The organism is Magnetococcales bacterium, assembly GCA_015232395.1.
Classification (GTDB): Bacteria; Pseudomonadota; Magnetococcia; order Magnetococcales; family JADFZT01; genus JADFZT01.
Map to the genome: position 1 here is coordinate 29,927 of JADFZT010000020.1, position 18,710 is coordinate 48,636.

The window sequence follows — 18,710 nt, forward strand, 5'->3', positions numbered from 1 at the left end:
TAAAGTTTACTGTTTTATTGCGGACAATTTCAGGCGGAGGCCAACTCTGAACGGAGCATCTTTTCCGCCTGATCACATTCCTTTACTAACTTCGGCATAAGCTTGGCCGCTTTCTTGACCTTCCCGGACCGTGCCAGATCATCTATTTCCTCCACCAGTTTGGCCAATCCTTCCATGCCCACTTGGCGGCTGGCGCTCTTGAACGGATGGGTTTCAAGATGCATGGCCTCGCCATCCAACTGTTCCGCCGCTCTCCGTATGGCCTTGCACCGCTGCGGCAGGACCTCAAGAAAAAGGTCGACAACCATGGAAAAATCCTCGCCCATATCCTGCCGCAAACGCTCCAGAACGGAACGATTGATGGAGGGTTCCTCCGACGGCAATGGAAGCGCATCCGTTTCTGGCGCCAGCCACCGCAGGAGCGCCATCTTCAGATCCCGGGGCATGAGCGGTTTGGTCAGAAAGTCATCCATGCCCGCCTTGAAAGAGGCGTCCCGATGTTCCTCCAGAGAGTAGGCGGTCACGGCAATGACGGGAGTGCGCTGATCCGTCTTTCGCTTTGTTTCAAACTTTCGGAACAGCTTGCATGCGGTCAACCCGTCCATTTCGGGCATCTGTATATCCATCAATACCAGGTCAAAATGGGTGTTCTTCATTTTGTCGAGGGCCTCACGCCCATTTTTAACGACATCGGCGACCACGCCACACTTCCTCAATATGCCCAGTGTCAAAGCCCGGTTGACCGGGTCGTCTTCGGCGACGAGGATTTTAGCTTCGGGGGGAATCTCCTGGTGGGTATCGGTCTGAAATGTCAATGGAGCGGGCTGGACCAGTGGCTGGCATGCATCGGAAGTAGTCAGCGGGAAAGTAAATGAAAAAGCGCTGCCTTCGCCCAGAACGCTCTCCACGTGAACGTCTCCGCCCATCCAGCGGACAAACCTTCGGCAGATGGCCAGCCCCAATCCCGTTCCGCCATGACGCCGCGTGTCCGAGGAGTCCACCTGAGTAAAAGGGTGGAATATCCGTTCCAGGTTTTCCTTGGCGATGCCGACGCCTGAGTCCGTAACGGTAAATTTCAAAGCGTGTATTTCCGAGGGATCTTCTACCACGCCCACCGAAAGCCGTATCTCTCCATCGGATGAAAACTTAACGGCGTTGCTCAACAAGTGCAAAAGCACTTGCCTGAGGCGTCTCTCGTCACCGTTGATGATTGCAGGAACGCCATCATCAACGGATGAGACCATTGAAATCCCCTTTTTCTTGACTACGGGAGACAAAATAGACAACACACCCCGTACCAGTTCAGATAGATTGATGGAGGATCGCGCCAACACCTGTTTCCCCGAGTCCAGACTCGAAAGCTCCAGAATATCGTCAATGAGGGTTAGCAATCCGCGTCCGGATTGTTGAATCGTGCCAACGAAATCCAATTGCTCCTCATCAAGATCGGAACCGGCGAGAAACCCCGCCATGCCCATGATGGCGTTCATGGGGGTGCGTAACTCATGACTGGCGATGGAAAGAAACTCCGACTTGGCCCGGTTTCCCGCTTCAGCCTCGTCTTTGGCCTGTACCAAAGCCTCCTCAAACAATTGACGCTCGGTGATGTCCCGGAAAGTGATCACCAGGCCGGAAATGTTTCCTCCATCAAAGGTGGGAGCAACAACGTACTCAACAGGAAAACGCCGTCCGCTCTTCCGCTTGAACTTCTCGCCCGTGACTTGTCGGACATCTCCATCCAATTGGGTTTGAACAATAGCCCATTGCCCCTTGGAAACCTTCTTTCCGTTCTGCCCAAGAGGTTTGAAGAGTTGAAACGGCTCCTGCCCCAACATGTTTTCAATGCCCCATTTCAGGATTTTTTCCGCCGCCGGATTGGCAAAGGCGATCAGACCTTCGCCATCGATGCCAATAATACCCTCTCCAGCCGAGTCAATGATTCTCCGGTTTTGCTCGGCCAGATAGGCGATCTTCTGTTCGGCCTTTTTTCTTTCTGAAATATCAAAAACAACAGTCAGGCAGACCGGTTTTCCCGTTCCCGGGTCCGTGATTCTCTGGCTGTGAAAAATAGTGGGAATGGGCAACTGCTGTTTCGAGCCAAGGATAATTTCATCGGTGGCATGGTTGGACTGCATGACGCGGCGAAAATGCTCGCCAATCACCGAAATGGACTTTCTTGGCAAATGTCTTATAAGGGTTTTTCCGACAAGATCAGATCCAGCGCTCTGTAGAAGAAAAACGGCGGCTCGGTTGGCTTCAAGAACCCTTTGCCGGGTATCAAAAACGAAGTATCCAACGGGAGAATCTTCAAAAAGGACCGAATATTTAGCCAGAAGTCCCTCAAGCTTTTCATGGGCCTGGTTCAGTTGCTCATTCTGGGTTCGCAACTCCTCCTGGTGAATTCCAAGATCGTAAAGCGTTCTTTCAAGTTGGGTTTCCACATCTTTAAGGCGTAGCTTATCTTTCTTGTACGCCTCCATCTGCTTGCGCAGCCGGGAGATTTCCGCATCAATTTCATGGCTGGTTTTCGTCGTCATCGTTCTTCCAACCCTATTTTTTTCAGGTTGGCCCGCTGCCGGACGATCTCCTTGAGCCAGGAAAACTGAACCGGTTTTTGCAGAACCATCACATCATCGGGAACGCCTCCCTTCGCCTGGATCTCCCGGGCTTCTAGAATGGTGATCACAATCAAATGAATGGCGCGCATTTCATGGTCGTTTCTCAATTCCTTAATCATGCGGAACCCATCGAGATCCGGCATGGCAAGATCGGTAATGATCAGATTGGGCCTTTTCTTGGCGACCTGGATGAGCGCTTCGACTCCGCTGGAGGCGACATCAAGATGAATGGGAAACTCCCATTTCCTCAAATGCATTTTGTACGTCGCCAACATTCTTGGATCATCATCGACGACCAGCAGGTGGAAAGGGCTTGAGTCCCTGTTGCCCCTGGTCCCGCCAGCCCGCTGATCCAGAAGAGCCAAGGCTGATTTTTTCAAAATACGGCGATGCCCGCCAGGGGTTCTCCAGGCCTCAAGAAGCCCTTTTTCAACCCACTGATGGATGGTCTGAACCGCCACGCCAAAAAGTTTTGCCGCTTCACTTGCGGTCAGGACAGGTTGCTCGCCCGGTCTGGTCATCAGAGATGTCATGATTGCTCACCTGCTCGCAAATGAACTATAAGGTGAAATATAGAGGTTTAGTAGAGATTTTGGAAAAAAATGTTATACATGAATATTTAAACCACGGCAAGGGGATCAGTTAACCGCCAAAAACAGATGATTACATTTAAAAGCAATGCGTTGATTAGTTTTTTGTAGCATCATGATTTGCAAGAAATCGTTATTTCTCCAGCCATTATCTTGCAAATCATGAAGCCGACAAGAAGCCGAATCGACCCTCAGAACAGGTTGTTTGACACCTGTCCCTCCCGAAAACTTCGTATGGCCCAATTTGGGGTGCCAACCCAGGGACCCTGCGCCACATTTCTCTGGACATAAGGACTGATAGACAGGTGTCCATTCCGAATACCCAATCTGGCCCAATTTCGGACGCCGACCGACAGGCCATTGGCCACATTTCGCTGGACGTAGCGGATGATTTTCGGGACAATTTGGTCAGGCAGTGAGGTTTCTGGACCGTTGCACGTCCTCTTCCCAGCGGATCAGGCATAGGAAAACGGAACCTCCAACAAGCCGAGGCTCTTTGACATTCCGAAATCGATAGCGTCGTTTAGGCGGTTTTGCGCAGGTACTCGTGGTGAAGCCCACCAACGTGAGGGAAGGCAATAACCTCCCCGACCCCTCTTGGCTGAACTGGTCGGTATACAGGGCATTCTTTCCCCAATCCCAAATGAGTCCGGGCCCCGTGATAGTAGACCACATACTCCTTGAGCACCCGACGCAGATGCCCTTCATCCAGTACGATCATGTGATCCAGACACTCCCGGCGCAGGGACCCGAACAAGCGCTCCACGTACGGATTTTGCCAAGGTGAGGCTGGTGCTGTGGTCACTGACTTGATCCCCATTCCCTTCAGGGTGGCCTGACATTCCCCTTGAAATGCTGGATCTCGGTCATAGATCAGATAGCGTGGTGCGATATCCCATGGAAAGGCCTCTCGAATCTGTTGGGCAACCCAGGTGGATGTGGGGTTGGTGGTCACATTGAAGAAGACAATCCTGCGGCATTCATGGTGGAGGATGACCAGGACGTGGAGGACCTGGAAAAAGATTGTCGGGACGGTGAAGAAATCCAATGAGGCCAAGGAGCTGGCATGGTTTTCCAGGAAGGCTTTCCAGGTCTGTGATGGAGGCTTTTTCACCGTCACCATGTACTTTGAAACGGATGACTGAGCCACCTCAAACCCAAGTTTCAATAATTCACCGTGGATACGAGGGGCTCCCCATAACAGATTTTCCTGGTTCATCCGCTGGATCAACTCCCGGATTTCCTGGGTTACCGTAAGTCGCCCCCCTCCCCTCCTCCGTCGTGATTTCCATCTCCAAAATAATCTGAATCCGTTACGATGCCATTTGATCACGGTTTGAGGCTTGACGACGACCAGGGATTCACGCCACTTTGGCCAGAACCTGGACAAACAGACCCAAAGTAAGCGGTCAAACCCGATCAAGTGAAGCCGTTTTGGCCTCTTTCTCTGCAGCACCAGCACCTGATGCCGCAGGGCCAGGATTTCCATTTGAAGCGCAACTCGGGTGTAGAGAGTATCAGCAACGGATACGATGATGAGTTTCAACAATGATTTCATAAAGGTATTTTCCCAGCAGGTTGATAATGGCTGACATTACTCATCCCCACGATCGATTCCTGAAGATCCTGCTCTCAAATCCTATGACGGCGGGAACTCTCCTGCGGGAGCGTCTGCCCAAAGAGATAGCAGAGTGTTTGTCATTGGAGCCGCCCAGCTTGGTGGATGGGACCTTCATCGACGGTGAGTTTCGCCAGCATCTGACAGATCGACTGTTCCGGGTGAAAACGGTGGCAGGCGGTGAGGCCTATGTGTACGCACTCGTCGAGCACAAAAGCCATCCGGACGATTGGATCGCATTTCAGCTTCTACGGTATATGGTCCAAATTTGGGAGCGAATGGGGGAGGAGACAGGTCGTGGAGGGCGTCTATCACCCATCGTACCGCTGTTGGTGTACCATGGGAGGCAGGCTTGGCAGATCCCGCCCCTGTTTTCCGCGTTGGTGGATGCAGAGACGTCGTGGCAGGGACATCTGCTGGATTTCCGGTTTTCGGTGGTAGATCTAGGACAAATTGATGATACGGCGCTTTCTCGGGATGATCGACTGCGTGGCGGATTCCTGGCCCTAAAATGTGTCTTCCAAAAGGGAGTGAAACCTGAAACAGTTGCTGGAATCGGCAAAGTTTTACAGGTTGATCAAGAGCTTGCCAAGCAAACCTTGCTCTATCTGATTCAAACCTATGAGGAGTTGGATATGGATAGCATTCAGGCGTTTTCAGATGAGGCTTTCCCAGGAAAGGCGGAAGAATATAAATCCTTATTTGCCAGGGAAATGATTGCCAAAGGACGACAGGAAGGACGACAGGAAGGTGAATCCAAAATTCTCCATCGGCAGCTGCAACGAAAATTTGGACCCAGCCTTCCAGACTGGGTCGAGGACAAACTTGCCACCGCCTCCTTGGGTGAAATCGAGGAGTGGTCTGACCAGATCTTAGATGCTCAATCCTTGGACGAAGTCTTCGTGTAGTCATTTCGATTCTGCCTCGGGCACCAAGACGGCATCGAAACATGGCCAAAACCTCGTGACTACCAAAATTTGCAACTACTTCGGTCAGTATGACGCCAAAAAAATCCGCTCCAGGCAGGGTCAACCTGGGGATGAGTGATTCCTGGATGAAGTGTTTATCAAGATCAAGGGCAAGCTACACTATCTCTGGCGGGCCGTGGATCATAGAACGCCCAGGCACCCAAAAGCCGGAAGAGCCGATTTTGGTCGTAAGGCTTGGCTTGCAGTTTTTGAGAGTCGCAGCATATTCAGGCAACAGAAAGCTGTGTAACGCTGCATCAAGGCCAAAAGCGGCCTATTGCGACAGGTTCTTGAAATACTGGATCCCGGTCGTGGATCAGATAGCATGGGGCTGAATCCCAGGGAAAGGAAAGAGTGGAAGGAGGTCACCGGAGTGACGTCCGAAAACTGAAAAAAACCAAACCTGCGTGCTGGGCTTTGGAGATCAGCTCGGTCCTATATTGCTTAATCTGACAGAACGTTGGGGACTTCATTGACCCATGCATACTTGATGATTATTTGCGAAGGGTATAGTTTCCAATAGATAATTTTTTACGTACTCACGTCCATTGGATCACGTTGAACAAGGAGCCCTAAACCATGGCTGGCAATTCCCAAAACATCACCGTCTCTTCCTGCTCGGAACCCGGTTCTTCATCTGTGGGGTATGTGGAAGGCCTCAGTATCCAACTGGGTTCGCCCTGCTCGGAAACCGAGGTGACCATGAAATTCAACTCCTGCGAAGATGAAGAACAAGCCGCCACGGTCAAGGAAACCAAAGCCACGAGAATTTTAAAATTTGATTTTGGCCGCGCCAATTCGAAAAAGGTCAGGGCCAAGAATTCCTACAAGGTCAAGCTGGTAAGCGTCAATAAAGGGCCGGATTGCTTCTCCTATGATTTTTTGGTGGAGTGGTAAGCGGCGACTCTTTGCAAAAAGCCGGAAACCTGTCCCTTGGGCCATGGGCATTTCTTCCTATTTGCCGGACATGCCGCCCCAAGACATAAAGCTCAAAAAAACCTCTTCGCCGCCAGGATAAATACCTGCGGCGAAGAGGGGCTGTTTTGTCTGATTTTCGCACTCCAGGGCCGTCTGGACTTGGAGGAAGGTTTGGATAGAGTCCATTTCCGCAAACACAATCCAGCCTGATTTCGGGGACCAACCGAATCGACCTTGAGCCACATTTTTATGGACGTAGCGACAGATTTTCAGGACAATTTGCTCTGGTGGTGATATCTCCGGTTTCTGGTGCACTCTTTTTTCCATCGAGTAGACAGGAAAAATCGGCACCTTCTCCAAGCCGAGGCTCTTTGACATTCCGGGATGAGAATGATTTTTAAGCGGCTTGTCGTGGGCACTCGTGGTACAGCCCAGATTTTCCTGGTTCATCCGCTAGGATCAACTATCAGCTCTCCTCGGCTACCGGCATCCACCCCCTCCCCTTCTTCTTCGTGGTTTCATCTCGAAAATAATCTAAATCCATCACGATGCCATTGGATCACGGTTTGAGGCTTGACGATCACGTTTGCAGTATGGCTGGGAAGGGTGCTTTTGCCCCGGCGGGTTCCCGGGCAATCCATTCCAGAAGTTTCGGCTTTGCAGGAGGTAGATGCCATGTTAGCGGAAGCAGTGCAGGAGTGGACAAAGAGTGGGAGGCCAAAGGGCGACAGAAAGGACAGCAGGAAGGCGAACAGATCGGTGAGCGGCGAGGTCAAGCCAAACTCCTTCGGTGCCAATTGCACCAAAAAATCGGGTCAAACTTACCCAGCTGGGTAGAAGAGAGGCTCGTCAAGGCCTCTTTTGGATAAAATCGAGGAATGGTCTGACCGACTTTTAGATGCTCAATCCTTGGACGCAGTCTTTGTGTCGTCATAGACGTGGAAGGAGGTCACCGGAGTTACGTCCGAAAGCTGAAGAATAACAAGCCTGCGTACTGGGCTTTGGAGGTCATGTTCGACCCTATTCTTCTCAACTTGATGAAGCCAGAAACATGCCTATAAAAAAGCCATTTTCCATCTCGTTTCAAGTCAAATTGACCAGCATATTTTTGGTCATCATCCTCACCCTGACCAGTGGTTTGATTATCCAGGGCTACCGCAGCTCGTCAATCATGGTGATGGAATCGGCGCGAAACCTCCTACTCTCAACCAATGAAATCATCTTGGAACGGTTTGGGCGTATTTTTGATCCGGTATTTTCCATCGTCGCCATCTCTGCATCCACCCATGAAATTTCCAGGAGCGCAGCTCTTCAGGCCGCCCATCCAGCCATTCCCTTCATGCTCAAGGCACTGGAACTCAACCCGCAGCTGTATGCGGTCAACATGGGCTATGAAAATGGCGATTTTTATGAAATTGCCCGCATCAACAATCAGGATGAGCTGAAGGCACGTATCGGTGCACCGCCTGAAGCCTACTATGGGTTATTGACGATAATTGGTCGAGAAGGGGATGAAACAAAAGAAAAAGTCTGGATCTATCTAAATCGATCCGGAACAGAAATCAGTCGCGGCAAAATAGTTGAATCCACCTATGATCCCCGAAAACGCCCCTGGTATCAGATTGCCGAAGAGAAGAGTGGGGTGGCCATGACCGACATGTACTTCTATTCTGATCTTAAAAAACCGGGGGTCTCCTTTTCACATCTGTTTAACGCCTCTTCCAAAGGGGTATTTACGGCCAATTTGACCCTGACCGAACTATCGAATTTTTTATCCAGCCAACTGGTCAGCAAATCAAGCCGTATTTTTCTGTTTGACGAGTATGGAAAGCTGTTTGCCCACCCGGATGAAATGCGCACCATGAAACCGGTGGTCGATGGCAAGACTGGAATAACGCGCTTGGAAGTGGCCAAGGTATCGGATCTGCAGGATCCAGTGGTGACTGAGGTTATCGATCGCTATCAAAACGGCAGCTGGGATGACCTTTCGACCATTGACGTGGCGGGGGAAACCTATATCGCCAAAGTCACACCCATTCCTGAGCGATATGGCGACAATCTGGCGATTGTCCTGATTGTTCCGGTCAGTGAATTTCTCGGCCCCATTGCTGAAATGGGCATTGAGAGCGCCATCATATCGATCCTCTTTATCCTGTTTTTTCTGCCGCTGGTCATTTTGATCTCCAAGTGGTTTTCAACCTCTCTGCAAGCGTTGGCGGATGAGGCTGAGCAGATTCGACTTTTCAACCTGGATGGCACAGCCACCATTTCTTCACGGATCAGTGAGATTCAGCAGCTGGCCGGGTCGATTGCCACCATGAAAATCACCCTGCGCAGTTTTAGCAGCTACATGCCCAAGGCGTTGGTACGCAATATTGTGGAATCGGGTCTGGTGCCGAAACCGGGCGGTGAACGGCGGGAGGTAACCATCCTGTTTTCAGACATACAGGGGTTTACATCGTTATCGGAAAAGCTGGAACCAGAGGAAATTTTGATTCAAACATCCAGATATTTTGAAATGTTGACCCTGGCCATTTCAAAGCACAATGGGGTCATCGACAAATTTATCGGGGATGCCGTCATGGCTGTCTGGAACGGCTTGATTCCAAATCCAAACCATGCCGCTGACGCCTGTATGGCCATGCTGGCCTGTCGTGAAGAGAGCCACGCTTTAAACAGGCGGTTTGCCGCCGGGGGCAAACCGATTTTTTATTCCCGTTTTGGTCTCCATGGTGGCGATACGGTGGTTGGCAATGTGGGCTCTTCGGAACGGATTGATTTTACTGCCATCGGATCAACCGTCAATATGGCCGCCCGAACCGAGGGGCTCAATAAGTTTTATGGTACCCAACTTCTGGTCACCAAAAATGTGCGCGATGGGGCTGGGCCACGTTTTGTGTTCCGTTCCATGGATAAGGTGGTCGCCAAAGGAACCACACAGCCGATGGAAGTCTATGAACTACTCGGCGAGGACGATCCACAGAGCCCTTATGCCATCGATCCTGACCGGAAAAAATGGATCGCGCTATGGGAAGAGGCTTATGCTCTCTATCTCAATCGGCAGTGGCGCGAGGCCATGACGTTGTTCGACGAACTCCAAATCACTGTGCCGGATGACCAACCGTCAGTGCTCTATCGACAACGATGCGAAAAACACCTGATCCATCCCCCCGGATCATCCTGGGAGGGGGTGGAGCAGTACGATGAAAAGTAAGCAACCACTTGTGCTGCAAAACAGTGTCAAGTTGCCACCCAGTCGACCCCGTGGTAAATTTCCCACCATAGATACGACGCTCTCGCTCTACCACAGTCGGCCAGTACCAGAATAACAGGACAGAAAACGCGCACCAGCGATTGCATCATCAGGCATCAGCAAGCACACCGATGCGGAAATTCAAGCCACCAAGCCACACACAGCGTTTTCTCTCAACCACGTACCAATAAACAATCTTTGCACCAAGACCGCCACCTCCTATCAGCTCGTTTCTTTTTTGGAGCTTCATAAAAGGGTGATGGTGGAATGGAGTTGAGCCACCAGAGTGGTGCCCGAAATGGGATGGCAGGGGGGAGGACGCCTGCCACAGAACCCTTCTTGGCCCCTTGTTGGAGAGCTTGACGATGCCTCTGGATGACAGAACCGGGAAAAATGCCATGACGATCATTCAAATAAGATGGATGTCGGTCATTTTGATTTTTATTTCAATCCTGTTCATCACGGGTCCAGGGGCAGGAAAAGCTCTGGCTGATCCCCTGGAAACAAGGACCGAAATAGAACAATTACGTCAGGAGCTCAAAGAGCTTCGGGCGCACTCGGAGCGGATGGAAAAAAAGCTTTTGGATCTGGAGGTCAAACAAAAGCTGGAAGAAACCGCTGTACAAGCCGAAAAAACCAAGAACGAGACAGCCTCCCTTAAAAAAGATCCCCCCCCCGCTGCAAAAAAAGAAACCATCAGGGTCCATGGAGCCGCTTCATTCGGATACCGCTATGTTGATCACAAAGGCGAAAGTCACCGCGATCATCTTGGCAGGGCTGCCTTCGGCCATTTTGACATCGATTTTGATGCAGAGATCAACAACATCCTGTTAGATGCCCAGTATCGACTCTACACTTGGGACGATATGATTCATCACGCCTCTGTCGGCTACCGCTTCAACGACGCTTGGCGTGTGGATGGGGGCATCCTGCGCGTTCCTTTCGGCAAGTTGCCCTATGCCTCCCATGATTGGTGGTGGGGCATTCCATACTATTTGGGATACGAGGATGACTTCGATGCCGGGGTCCAGCTCAGCGGGGATTTTGATGATTGGAATATGAAACTCGCCTTTTTCAAAAATGGTGAATATGGCGATCCAACACGAACAAGCCGCTACTCCATTGATGTGATACAGGATGCTGATTCCAACCAGAACAACATGGAAAACAATCAGTTCAACCTCTACCTTACTCGGGATGTCCATCTGGGAGAGATCTTCAAGGCAGAGCTTGGCGCCTCCTTGCAGTGGGGGCAGCTCTATAACGACGCCACCCACGAAAATGGGGATCATTGGGCTGGTGCCTTACACGTCAGCGCCGATTATGGCCCGTTCAACCTGATCCTGGAGGGTATCCGCTACGAACATGACCCCAAAAATCCGGATGGCGTTTCCAACGAATCCATTCTTCTTGGAGGACAGGGCGGCTCCTATTTGACAGCGGCCAAGGGGTGGATATGGGATGCCAACCTCCTTTACCGCAAACCCGTTGATTGGGGGCCGATCAACGCCATTGCCTTCTATGAAAACTATTCAATCCTCGACAAGGATCCCAATGGTTGGGCCAGCTCCCAGATCAATACCATTGGCATGAGCTTTGAAGCCAGTCCATTCTATATCTATATGGATTATACCGTAGGTAAAAACGCCATTTGGATCGGCAATTCCACTGACGAACCGACCCCTATGACCACCGGCTCGGCTGATGCTGGCTGGAACGATATGTTCCTGCTTGAATTTGGCTACTATTTTTAACCTGGTTCCGGCAATTGGGCGTGTACACATGGCGCAGCCTCTTGATCTGTCAAGCAAATGGGGGGAAAATCTCATGACCAATCAGGTCACCACGATTTTCCCCCCATTTACTATATGAACCAATATGCTACAGCCGCCGTACACGCCCAACTGCTAGATCTGGTTTAAAGGGGAGGCAGCCCCAACCATTTAAAAAACTCGATGATCTTGGGCATGGCCATGGCCAGGGCAATCAGCAGGACCAGATAGCCGTTGACGAGCAGCTTTCTATCCATGCGGCTTTTGACCAGATCCAGCTTTTCGTCAATCTTGGCCATTTGACCGCTCAGCTCACTGATCTGGCTTTTGACCTCTTTTTGTACGTTGTTAAAATTATCGCCGCTTTGGGAGTCCAATTTTTTATGTTGCTGTTCAATGCTGGCTGTAAGCTGCTGGAACTCCTGCTGGATGGTTTCAAAATAAGATTGGGTGGACTGGGAGTTGCTGTTCAACCCTTGGCGCAACTGGCTGTCCATCTCCGTCACAACCGATTGCATCTGGCGGCGCTCTTCCTGAGCCTGGGACCAACCCGAGTCCATACGTGTTAAAATTTGTTCCTGGTGAACTTGGCCCGCCTGCTGATTCAAAACCGATTGTGCTTTGACCTCCTCCAGACGGGTCAAAATCTTCTCTTGGCCGGAGCGGCTGCTCTGCTGCCCATTTTCCAGGCTCTTGCCCGTTGCAGAAAAAAGGGATTCGAGATGATTTTGAAGCCTCTCCTGGCTGGAGAGGGTTTGGTTTTTCATATCCTCCAGGCGGAAAAAAATCTGTTCGTGCCCAGCAACGTTACTCTGCTGGAAACTGTCCAGCGTCTTCCCCGATGCCGCAAGAAGCGATTCAAAATGGCTTTGAACCCTCTCCTGACTTGAAATCGTTTGTGCCTTGTTTGCTTCCAGGCGGGACAAAACCTTTTCGTGGTTCACAGCACTGATCTGTTGCAGATCTGTGAGATTTTTTTCCGCGACGGAAAAATTGGCTTCAAGGTCGTCTTGAACTTTTTCCTGATTTGCAACCGATAGAGCCTCTACGTCGTCCAGGCGGGATAAAATCCGCTCCTCTCCCGAAGCGCTGCTCTGTTGCAGGGTGGTGAGGCTCTTACCTGTCTCAGCAAAACGGCTATCCAGATGGCTTTGGGCCTGCTCCTGATTTAAAGCCGATTGGGCCTTGGCATCGTCCAGGCGGGACAAAATCCGCTCCTCTCCCGAAACGGTGCTCTGTTGCAGGGTGGCGAGGCTCTTACCTGTCTCAGCAAAACGGCTATCCAGATGGCTTTGGGCCTGCTCCTGATTTAAGGCTGATTGGGCCTTGGCATCATCCAGGCGGGATAAAATCCGCTCCTCTCCCGAAGCGCTGCTCTGTTGCAGGGTGGCGAGGCTCTTACCTGTCTCAGCAAAACGGCTATCCAGATGGCTTTGGGCCTGCTCCTGATTTAAGGCTGATTGGGCCTTGGCATCATCCAGGCGAGATAAAATCCGCTCCTCTCCCGAAACGCTGCTCTGTTGCAGGATGGCGAGGCTCTTACCTGTCTCAGCAAAACGGCTATCCAGATGGCTTTGGGCCTGCTCCTGATTTAAGGCTGATTGGGCCTTGGCATCATCCAGGCGGGATAAAATCTGTTCGTCGCCCGAAGCACTGCTCTGTTGCAGGGTGGTGAGGGTCTTGCTGGTCGCAGCAAAATGGGCATCCAGGTGGTCTTGAGCCTTTTTCTGGTTCGCCTCAACACTGGTCTGAAACGCCTCTATGTGAGTCTGAGCCTGCTGAAAACGCTCTTTTATCTCCTGTTGGCTCTGGGCTGCACTGTTTTTATCGAGGTGATGCAACTCCTGCACTTTGGCCATGACATTGGCCAGGTGCTGCTCACTCTCCTGGCGTATCTGGGTTTGGCTGGCATTGACCTTTTGCCAAAAAGATTTCTGTTCGGAACGAATATTGTTGAACCCTTGCTGATAAACCAGATGAAATTGATTATCCCGGGCCTCAATCGCCTGGTGGAGTTCCAGCTGTTGTGTTCTGGATTTGTCAAAATCGCGCTCAATTTCCAGCCGAGCTTGTTTGCGACTGGCATCCAGAGCCTGGGAAAACTGTTTTAACGCCTCCAGGATTTCAAGCTGGCTCTCTTCAATGCGTTTGCGATCCGCCCCGGCCACGGTCAGATTCAGCAGCAGTTCCTTGTGCAAACGCTCTGCAACCGACTGCATTTCCTCCAGTCCAGCCTCGTGGGCTGACTGGGCGCTTTGAAACTGCTGAGTGCACATGGCAACAAAGGCATCGATCTGATTCCGAGTCTCTTCACGCCACTGCCATGCCCTGTCGTCAGTCAGCAAATCCTCACGAAAATAGTGCAGGATACGCTCTACCGTTCTGGCCTGAGAGCGGGCCTCGGCTCTGGTCATGCCGACTTTGATCAAATGTTTGGCATAATACCGGCGATCCAATTTGGCCTTAAGCTTGTTCTTGCTCTGTTCCAGCTCCTGGTCCAATCCCCCCAGCTGCTGTTCCAGCTCCTGGCCCAGCTCCTGGTTCAACTCCTTCAGCTCTTGGTTCAATTCCTGCTCATAGGCTTTATCCAGCTCCTGGTCCAGCTCCAGCTCGTGATCAAGTTCCTGGCGCAACTCCTGATCAAGCGCCTCATCCTGATCCAGCTCCTGATCAAGCTCGTCGTCCTGGTCCAGCTCCTGATCCAGCTCGTCGTCCTGGTCCTCGTCCTCATCCTCGTCCTGGTCCAGCTCCTCATCCTGGTCCAGCTCCTGATCAAGCTCCTGGCGCAACTCCTGATCAAGCGCCTCGTCCTGATCCAGTTCCTGGTCCGACTCCTGATCCTTATTTTGCTCCTGGTCTGACCCCTGGTCCTGATCCTGATACTGATCCTGGTCCAATTCCTGATCTTCCTCTCGGTCCTGATCCTGGTCCTCTTTCATGGTCTCTCCCTCAACGTCAGACAGGGTTTGTATCGTCATGGGGTTGCTATTGGGGTCACTCGTCATCGTTTGGATCACTCAGGCGGCATATGGTGGAACTGTTTGAAAACCGGTTTGATACCCTTCACCCTGAAAGCTTCCCATATATTTTTCCAGAGTTGATTGGGCACTCCCCAGCGTTTTGAGTAGGGGATCATGAACCAGACCATATATTCCGCCGCCCATTCGTTAAACCCCATAAACATGACCCAAGGTGTCTTGATGGCATCAATATCCTTCATGGCGGCATAAAAGAGCGCCTCCATCTCATCGGGATCCGCTTCCTGGGGCAGATAGACGTTAAACCCTTTCCAATAATTTTCATCGGGTTGGGAATAGTTCATGACAACGGATTCAGCGGCGATATTGTTGGGGACGGTCACCAACTCCTGGCACATGGTCAGGATTCGGGTGGTCCGCCAGGTGATGTCCACCACTTTACCGGTGGTTGAGTCCAGTTTGACCTCATCACCGATCTGAAATGGCCGTTCCAGATTGATCGCCAAACCGGAAAAAATGTTGGCAATATTCATCTGCACGGCCAAACCAATGATCATCGCCATCAAACCGGAGGTGGCCAACAAACCGGTCAGGGTTTGGCCAAAAACAAAGGCCACAACAGCAAAAAAGGCGAATAAGAAGATCAGGAAGGTCACCAATCCACGCATCAGATTGGGGATGTTACGATCAGCCTTCTTTTCCATACGGCGCCAGACCAAAAGTTCAACCAACTGCCTGGTCACCCAGGCCAGCAGCAGGATAATCGCCAGCTTGAGCCCTGCCCAAATGGCGGTTTTTCGTTGAATTTTGAGTCGGTCCTGGCGGGTCAGGTTGATTTTGCCTTCGATCCGTTGTTGTCGCTCCATAGGGGAGAGAGCGTCAAGAGAGGCGTCCAATTCCCTTTGGCGTTCGGGTGAAATTCCATCCAGGCGTTCAATCTGGCTTAGGAGACTGTTTCTCTCTACGGTGAGGGCTCGATTTCGGTTTCGATAAATCCCTGCTTCCGCCACCATGCCAAAACGGGAGTGACGCACCTTGAGCAGTGTCAGCCAAGTTTCAGCAACGGTTTTGTGAATGTAAAGATCGAATAGGTTTTTGGCACGCCGATCCAGTTCAGCCCGTTGCTCCTCCTGGGTACCCAACGATTCCAGGAGGGTTTGGCTCTCTTCAGAGGGAGCTGCAAATTCGCTTCTTGGTTCACTCTCTGTCCCGGTGGTTTTCTGAGAGGCGTTCAGGCGAGCGTTTTGTTCGGACCACTGCTGGGAGAGACGGGCATGGGCCTGTTCGAACATATCCGTTAACTCGGTCAAAATCGGTCCTTCAGAGTCGTTGAGTCGAAGAAGCCGGTCGGCGGCTTTTTTCTGCTCGGCCAGATTTTCCCGGGTCATTTCAAGTTCAAGCACCTCTATGTGCAGCGCCTGCAACATGTCCGTCAGTTTTTTCCCTTGTGACGAAACAAACAGGTTCAGAAAGGATTCCAAACCACTTTCAGAGCTCAGCAATCGCCGTCGCGCATCCTGTTCCAGATTTTTTTGGTCGAGTTCTGAAAGCTTGGCCGTATTTTTCTCAATCAGACGAAGCCATCCATCGAGCAAATTGATGCGAACATCCAGCAGAGCCTGCAACTCACCCAGGGGTTGGATGGTCGCATAGCGCGCCTTGTCCGGATCGGAATAGAATGTGATCTGGGCCTCGACTTCAGACTTAAGGGCCGAAAACCTGGCCAACTCGCTTTCCAGTGGTGCAATACGGTCGGAATCCAGCAGTTTGCCCAGGTGGGTGGGGGCCTGATCCGGCTGCATCTCGCCCCGTCCAAGTCGTTTTTGGAGTTCAATCGCACCGGCAAAGGAGGTTTGTGTGGCACTGAGCGTCTGTTCGATCAGATGGATGTGTTGGGCAAGGGCATCATTCTCCCTGGTCAACAGCTTGACAATACGGGTTTCCTGTTCTTTCTGATCGTTGAGAAGCTGGATCCGACTGACCAGAAGAGCCTGCAACTGTTTCAGTTCCAACCCGACGCCTTCCAGCACATCACCCGGCTGATCCCCCCACTGATCCAAAATGGCATAGACCGGAGATCGGACTGTTTCTGAAATGGTGGAGGCCTGATTCACTGGGCGACTGGGGTCAGCAAGAGGGGTCATTCCGGCCTGCTGATACAACTGATTGCGAATCAGTTGATGGCGTTGCCCTTGGGCATTGTGAAGAAAAGCGGAAAAAACATCCTGAGCCGTCTCCAGGTCACGAATTCCCCGAAGGGTCAGTTGACGCATACTGCTCAGCTGGCTGCGACTCGTTTTCAATTTCCCACTACTTTGGGTAAAAGACTCTTCCGCCACCGCGATGCTTTCAAGGATGGCTTCGGTTTCCAGCTGGCGCAGATGGTTGGATTGATCGTGCCTCTGGCGGGCATGCTTGAGCAGTCTGGAAAAAGCAATCCGATCCGCTTGGGCCTCCGCCAGAGCGGCCATCTCTGTTTCGATCCTCTGTTCAAGTTCCGGCAGGCGAAGCTCCGCTTCTGCCATGGCCGCCACAATGTGGGCCGTCTGTTTGGCGCTCTTTTCGCCTATGGTGTCGAGCTTGGCCAATGAGCTACCTGGGGGCAACTTCTCTTTGGTATCCGGATGCTTGTTCAACAGGGCAATCAGCACCCGCATATCAACCAGCCGGTCGGCAATACTGCTGTTTTGTTCCACCACTTTCTGCCCTCTTTCCAAAAGCAGATTCATGGTGCTGGCCAGCATCTTTTGCTGCTCTAAACGCTCTTCGAGAATATCGTTGCGCTGTTGCAGCTTTTTGGAGTGCGCTTCCGCCCGGACCAGATCATAGGCGACTGTTTCCTGCTCAGCCTGGTCAATTTTCGGGATCTGCAACTTTTCCAGCGCCTGTTCCAGCTCCTCCACCTGTTTTTGCAATTGAATGTGTTGACTGTTATTCAGCAAAAACGAACCCATTCTCCAGGTGGTTTCCGCTTCAAGCTGGGAGAGTTGATTGAGCTGCTCCTTTGGCGACAGCTGACCAAAATTTTGCTTGAGAGAAGCTTGCTTGCGTAGCCGTTCCTGTTGCTGTTTGAGAAGATCCAGCTTGGCTTGTGCCTGCCGCTGCTGATCATCATTTTGGATCTGTAGCGCCTGCAAGGTTTTCAACTTTTCCTGAACCGTCGCATTTTCTTCCTGCAGCTTCTTTTGAACCCTCTTGTAACGTCTTTGGCGTCCATTAAAATCTTTTGAGTTCAGATACTTGGGGATGGTCCAGCGGCGCAGGCTTTTATCATCGACCCGAAATTTGAGTTCCAGCAATCCCAGATCAATCTGGGGTCGCAACTGGATCCACCCCTCCAACAGAGTCGTCAGGTTTTGGATCAGCTGTTCACGTTCCTGCCAAAGAGCGCGCTCATTGTGGATGATCCCCTTCTGCTGCAGGTTGTTCTGGATACGTTGTTCCAAAGCCGTCATACCGACTTCTATGGCCTGGATGGAACTCTCCTGGACAACATCCGTGGCAGGAAGCGCAGCACTCAATGCAGCACGCTGTTCCTGAACCTTGAGAAGTTTTTCCAGATTGGTGCGCAGAAGCCGCTGGTCGCTTTTCAAGGTGGACTCGACCTTGTCATGCAGCGCTTTCATGTGGCTGATCAGCGCTTCGTTGCTCATGCGGTGAAGGGGCAGCTCCTCCTCGGCCTGAACAGGCCCGGGCATGGATAACGAACTTAACAACAGAAAGAACGCCACAACGGTAAGGGTGAAGAGCCAGCTGACAGGAGGCGAAAACCGCATGATGGATCTGTCCTTAAGGCTATATTTTTTTGGAAACCATCTGGCCAAAATACCCATACATTTAAAAATCAGCGAACAAAACAAAACGTTATAAACAACAAACCACCACCTACCAGATCAACTTTTTTTCAATACGGTCCGTTGTCTAAACCATCAGCGGCCAAAATCCATCTTACCCAGCTTTATTTGATGCGCACCTACCCCGAACAGGTGCTGCAT

Annotated in this window: 11 protein-coding genes; 5 read left to right on the forward strand and 6 right to left on the reverse strand. The window is 51.4% G+C overall.

The window, feature by feature from the left end; genetic code table 11:
• Positions 1–29 precede the first annotated feature (29 nt).
• The 3 genes from HQL52_07925 to HQL52_07935 form a co-directional block, all read right to left on the reverse strand.
• Positions 30–2,537, reverse strand: a complete 2,508-nt coding sequence (locus HQL52_07925; GenBank protein ID MBF0369366.1) for a response regulator — start codon at positions 2,535–2,537, stop codon at positions 30–32.
• A complete protein-coding gene (locus HQL52_07930) occupies positions 2,534–3,151 on the reverse strand; it encodes a response regulator (GenBank protein ID MBF0369367.1) in 618 nt (205 codons plus the stop codon). The genes HQL52_07925 and HQL52_07930 overlap by 4 nt, the downstream gene beginning before the upstream one ends.
• Before the next feature lie 580 nt (positions 3,152–3,731).
• Positions 3,732–4,766, reverse strand: coding sequence for a transposase (locus HQL52_07935; protein MBF0369368.1), 1,035 nt, complete (start codon positions 4,764–4,766; stop codon positions 3,732–3,734).
• A gap of 26 nt (positions 4,767–4,792) precedes the next feature.
• Between HQL52_07935 and HQL52_07940 the strand changes: the two genes are divergently transcribed.
• From HQL52_07940 to HQL52_07950, 3 genes are all read left to right on the forward strand, one after another.
• Positions 4,793–5,734, forward strand: coding sequence for an Rpn family recombination-promoting nuclease/putative transposase (locus HQL52_07940; GenBank protein MBF0369369.1), 942 nt, complete (start codon positions 4,793–4,795; stop codon positions 5,732–5,734).
• Positions 5,735–5,885: 151 nt separating this feature from the next.
• Entirely contained in the window at positions 5,886–6,044 is a 159-nt protein-coding gene (locus HQL52_07945) for a hypothetical protein (protein ID MBF0369370.1), read from the forward strand.
• Between the two features lie 329 nt (positions 6,045–6,373).
• Positions 6,374–6,691 carry a hypothetical protein gene (locus HQL52_07950; GenBank protein MBF0369371.1) on the forward strand — a complete coding sequence of 106 codons (318 nt, stop codon included), beginning with the start codon at positions 6,374–6,376 and terminating at the stop codon, positions 6,689–6,691.
• Positions 6,692–6,748: 57 nt separating this feature from the next.
• Here the strand turns inward: HQL52_07950 and HQL52_07955 are convergent, their stop codons facing one another.
• Complete coding sequence (locus tag HQL52_07955) at positions 6,749–7,162, reverse strand: hypothetical protein (protein MBF0369372.1); 414 nt, start codon at positions 7,160–7,162, stop codon at positions 6,749–6,751.
• Positions 7,163–7,763: 601 nt separating this feature from the next.
• Between HQL52_07955 and HQL52_07960 the strand changes: the two genes are divergently transcribed.
• Positions 7,764–9,926 (forward strand): hypothetical protein, encoded by a 2,163-nt coding sequence (locus HQL52_07960; GenBank protein ID MBF0369373.1) that lies wholly within the window; start codon positions 7,764–7,766, stop codon positions 9,924–9,926.
• 437 nt (positions 9,927–10,363) lie between these two features.
• Positions 10,364–11,719, forward strand: a complete 1,356-nt coding sequence (locus tag HQL52_07965; GenBank protein ID MBF0369374.1) for a hypothetical protein — start codon at positions 10,364–10,366, stop codon at positions 11,717–11,719.
• A gap of 164 nt (positions 11,720–11,883) precedes the next feature.
• Here HQL52_07965 and HQL52_07970 read toward each other — a convergent pair whose 3' ends face one another.
• Together HQL52_07970 and HQL52_07975 are read right to left on the reverse strand one after the other, a co-directional pair.
• Entirely contained in the window at positions 11,884–14,676 is a 2,793-nt protein-coding gene (locus HQL52_07970) for a hypothetical protein (protein ID MBF0369375.1), read from the reverse strand.
• Positions 14,677–14,750: 74 nt separating this feature from the next.
• Positions 14,751–18,491 (reverse strand): mechanosensitive ion channel, encoded by a 3,741-nt coding sequence (locus HQL52_07975; protein ID MBF0369376.1) that lies wholly within the window; start codon positions 18,489–18,491, stop codon positions 14,751–14,753.
• Between the last annotated feature and the right edge of the window lie 219 nt (positions 18,492–18,710).

Excerpts from the sequence above, each read along its gene's own strand:
- HQL52_07950 (MBF0369371.1), top strand. The coding sequence starts at position 6,374 with ATGGCTGGCAATTCCCAAAACATCACCGTCTCTTCCTGCTCGGAACCC.
- HQL52_07930 (MBF0369367.1), bottom strand. The coding sequence starts at position 3,151 with ATGACATCTCTGATGACCAGACCGGGCGAGCAACCTGTCCTGACCGCA.
- HQL52_07975 (MBF0369376.1), bottom strand. The coding sequence starts at position 18,491 with ATGCGGTTTTCGCCTCCTGTCAGCTGGCTCTTCACCCTTACCGTTGTG.
- HQL52_07935 (MBF0369368.1), bottom strand. The coding sequence starts at position 4,766 with ATGAAATCATTGTTGAAACTCATCATCGTATCCGTTGCTGATACTCTC.
- HQL52_07970 (MBF0369375.1), bottom strand. The coding sequence starts at position 14,676 with ATGAAAGAGGACCAGGATCAGGACCGAGAGGAAGATCAGGAATTGGAC.
- HQL52_07925 (MBF0369366.1), bottom strand. The coding sequence starts at position 2,537 with ATGACGACGAAAACCAGCCATGAAATTGATGCGGAAATCTCCCGGCTG.
- HQL52_07965 (MBF0369374.1), top strand. The coding sequence starts at position 10,364 with ATGACGATCATTCAAATAAGATGGATGTCGGTCATTTTGATTTTTATT.
- HQL52_07960 (MBF0369373.1), top strand. The coding sequence starts at position 7,764 with ATGCCTATAAAAAAGCCATTTTCCATCTCGTTTCAAGTCAAATTGACC.
- HQL52_07955 (MBF0369372.1), bottom strand. The coding sequence starts at position 7,162 with ATGAACCAGGAAAATCTGGGCTGTACCACGAGTGCCCACGACAAGCCG.
- HQL52_07940 (MBF0369369.1), top strand. The coding sequence starts at position 4,793 with ATGGCTGACATTACTCATCCCCACGATCGATTCCTGAAGATCCTGCTC.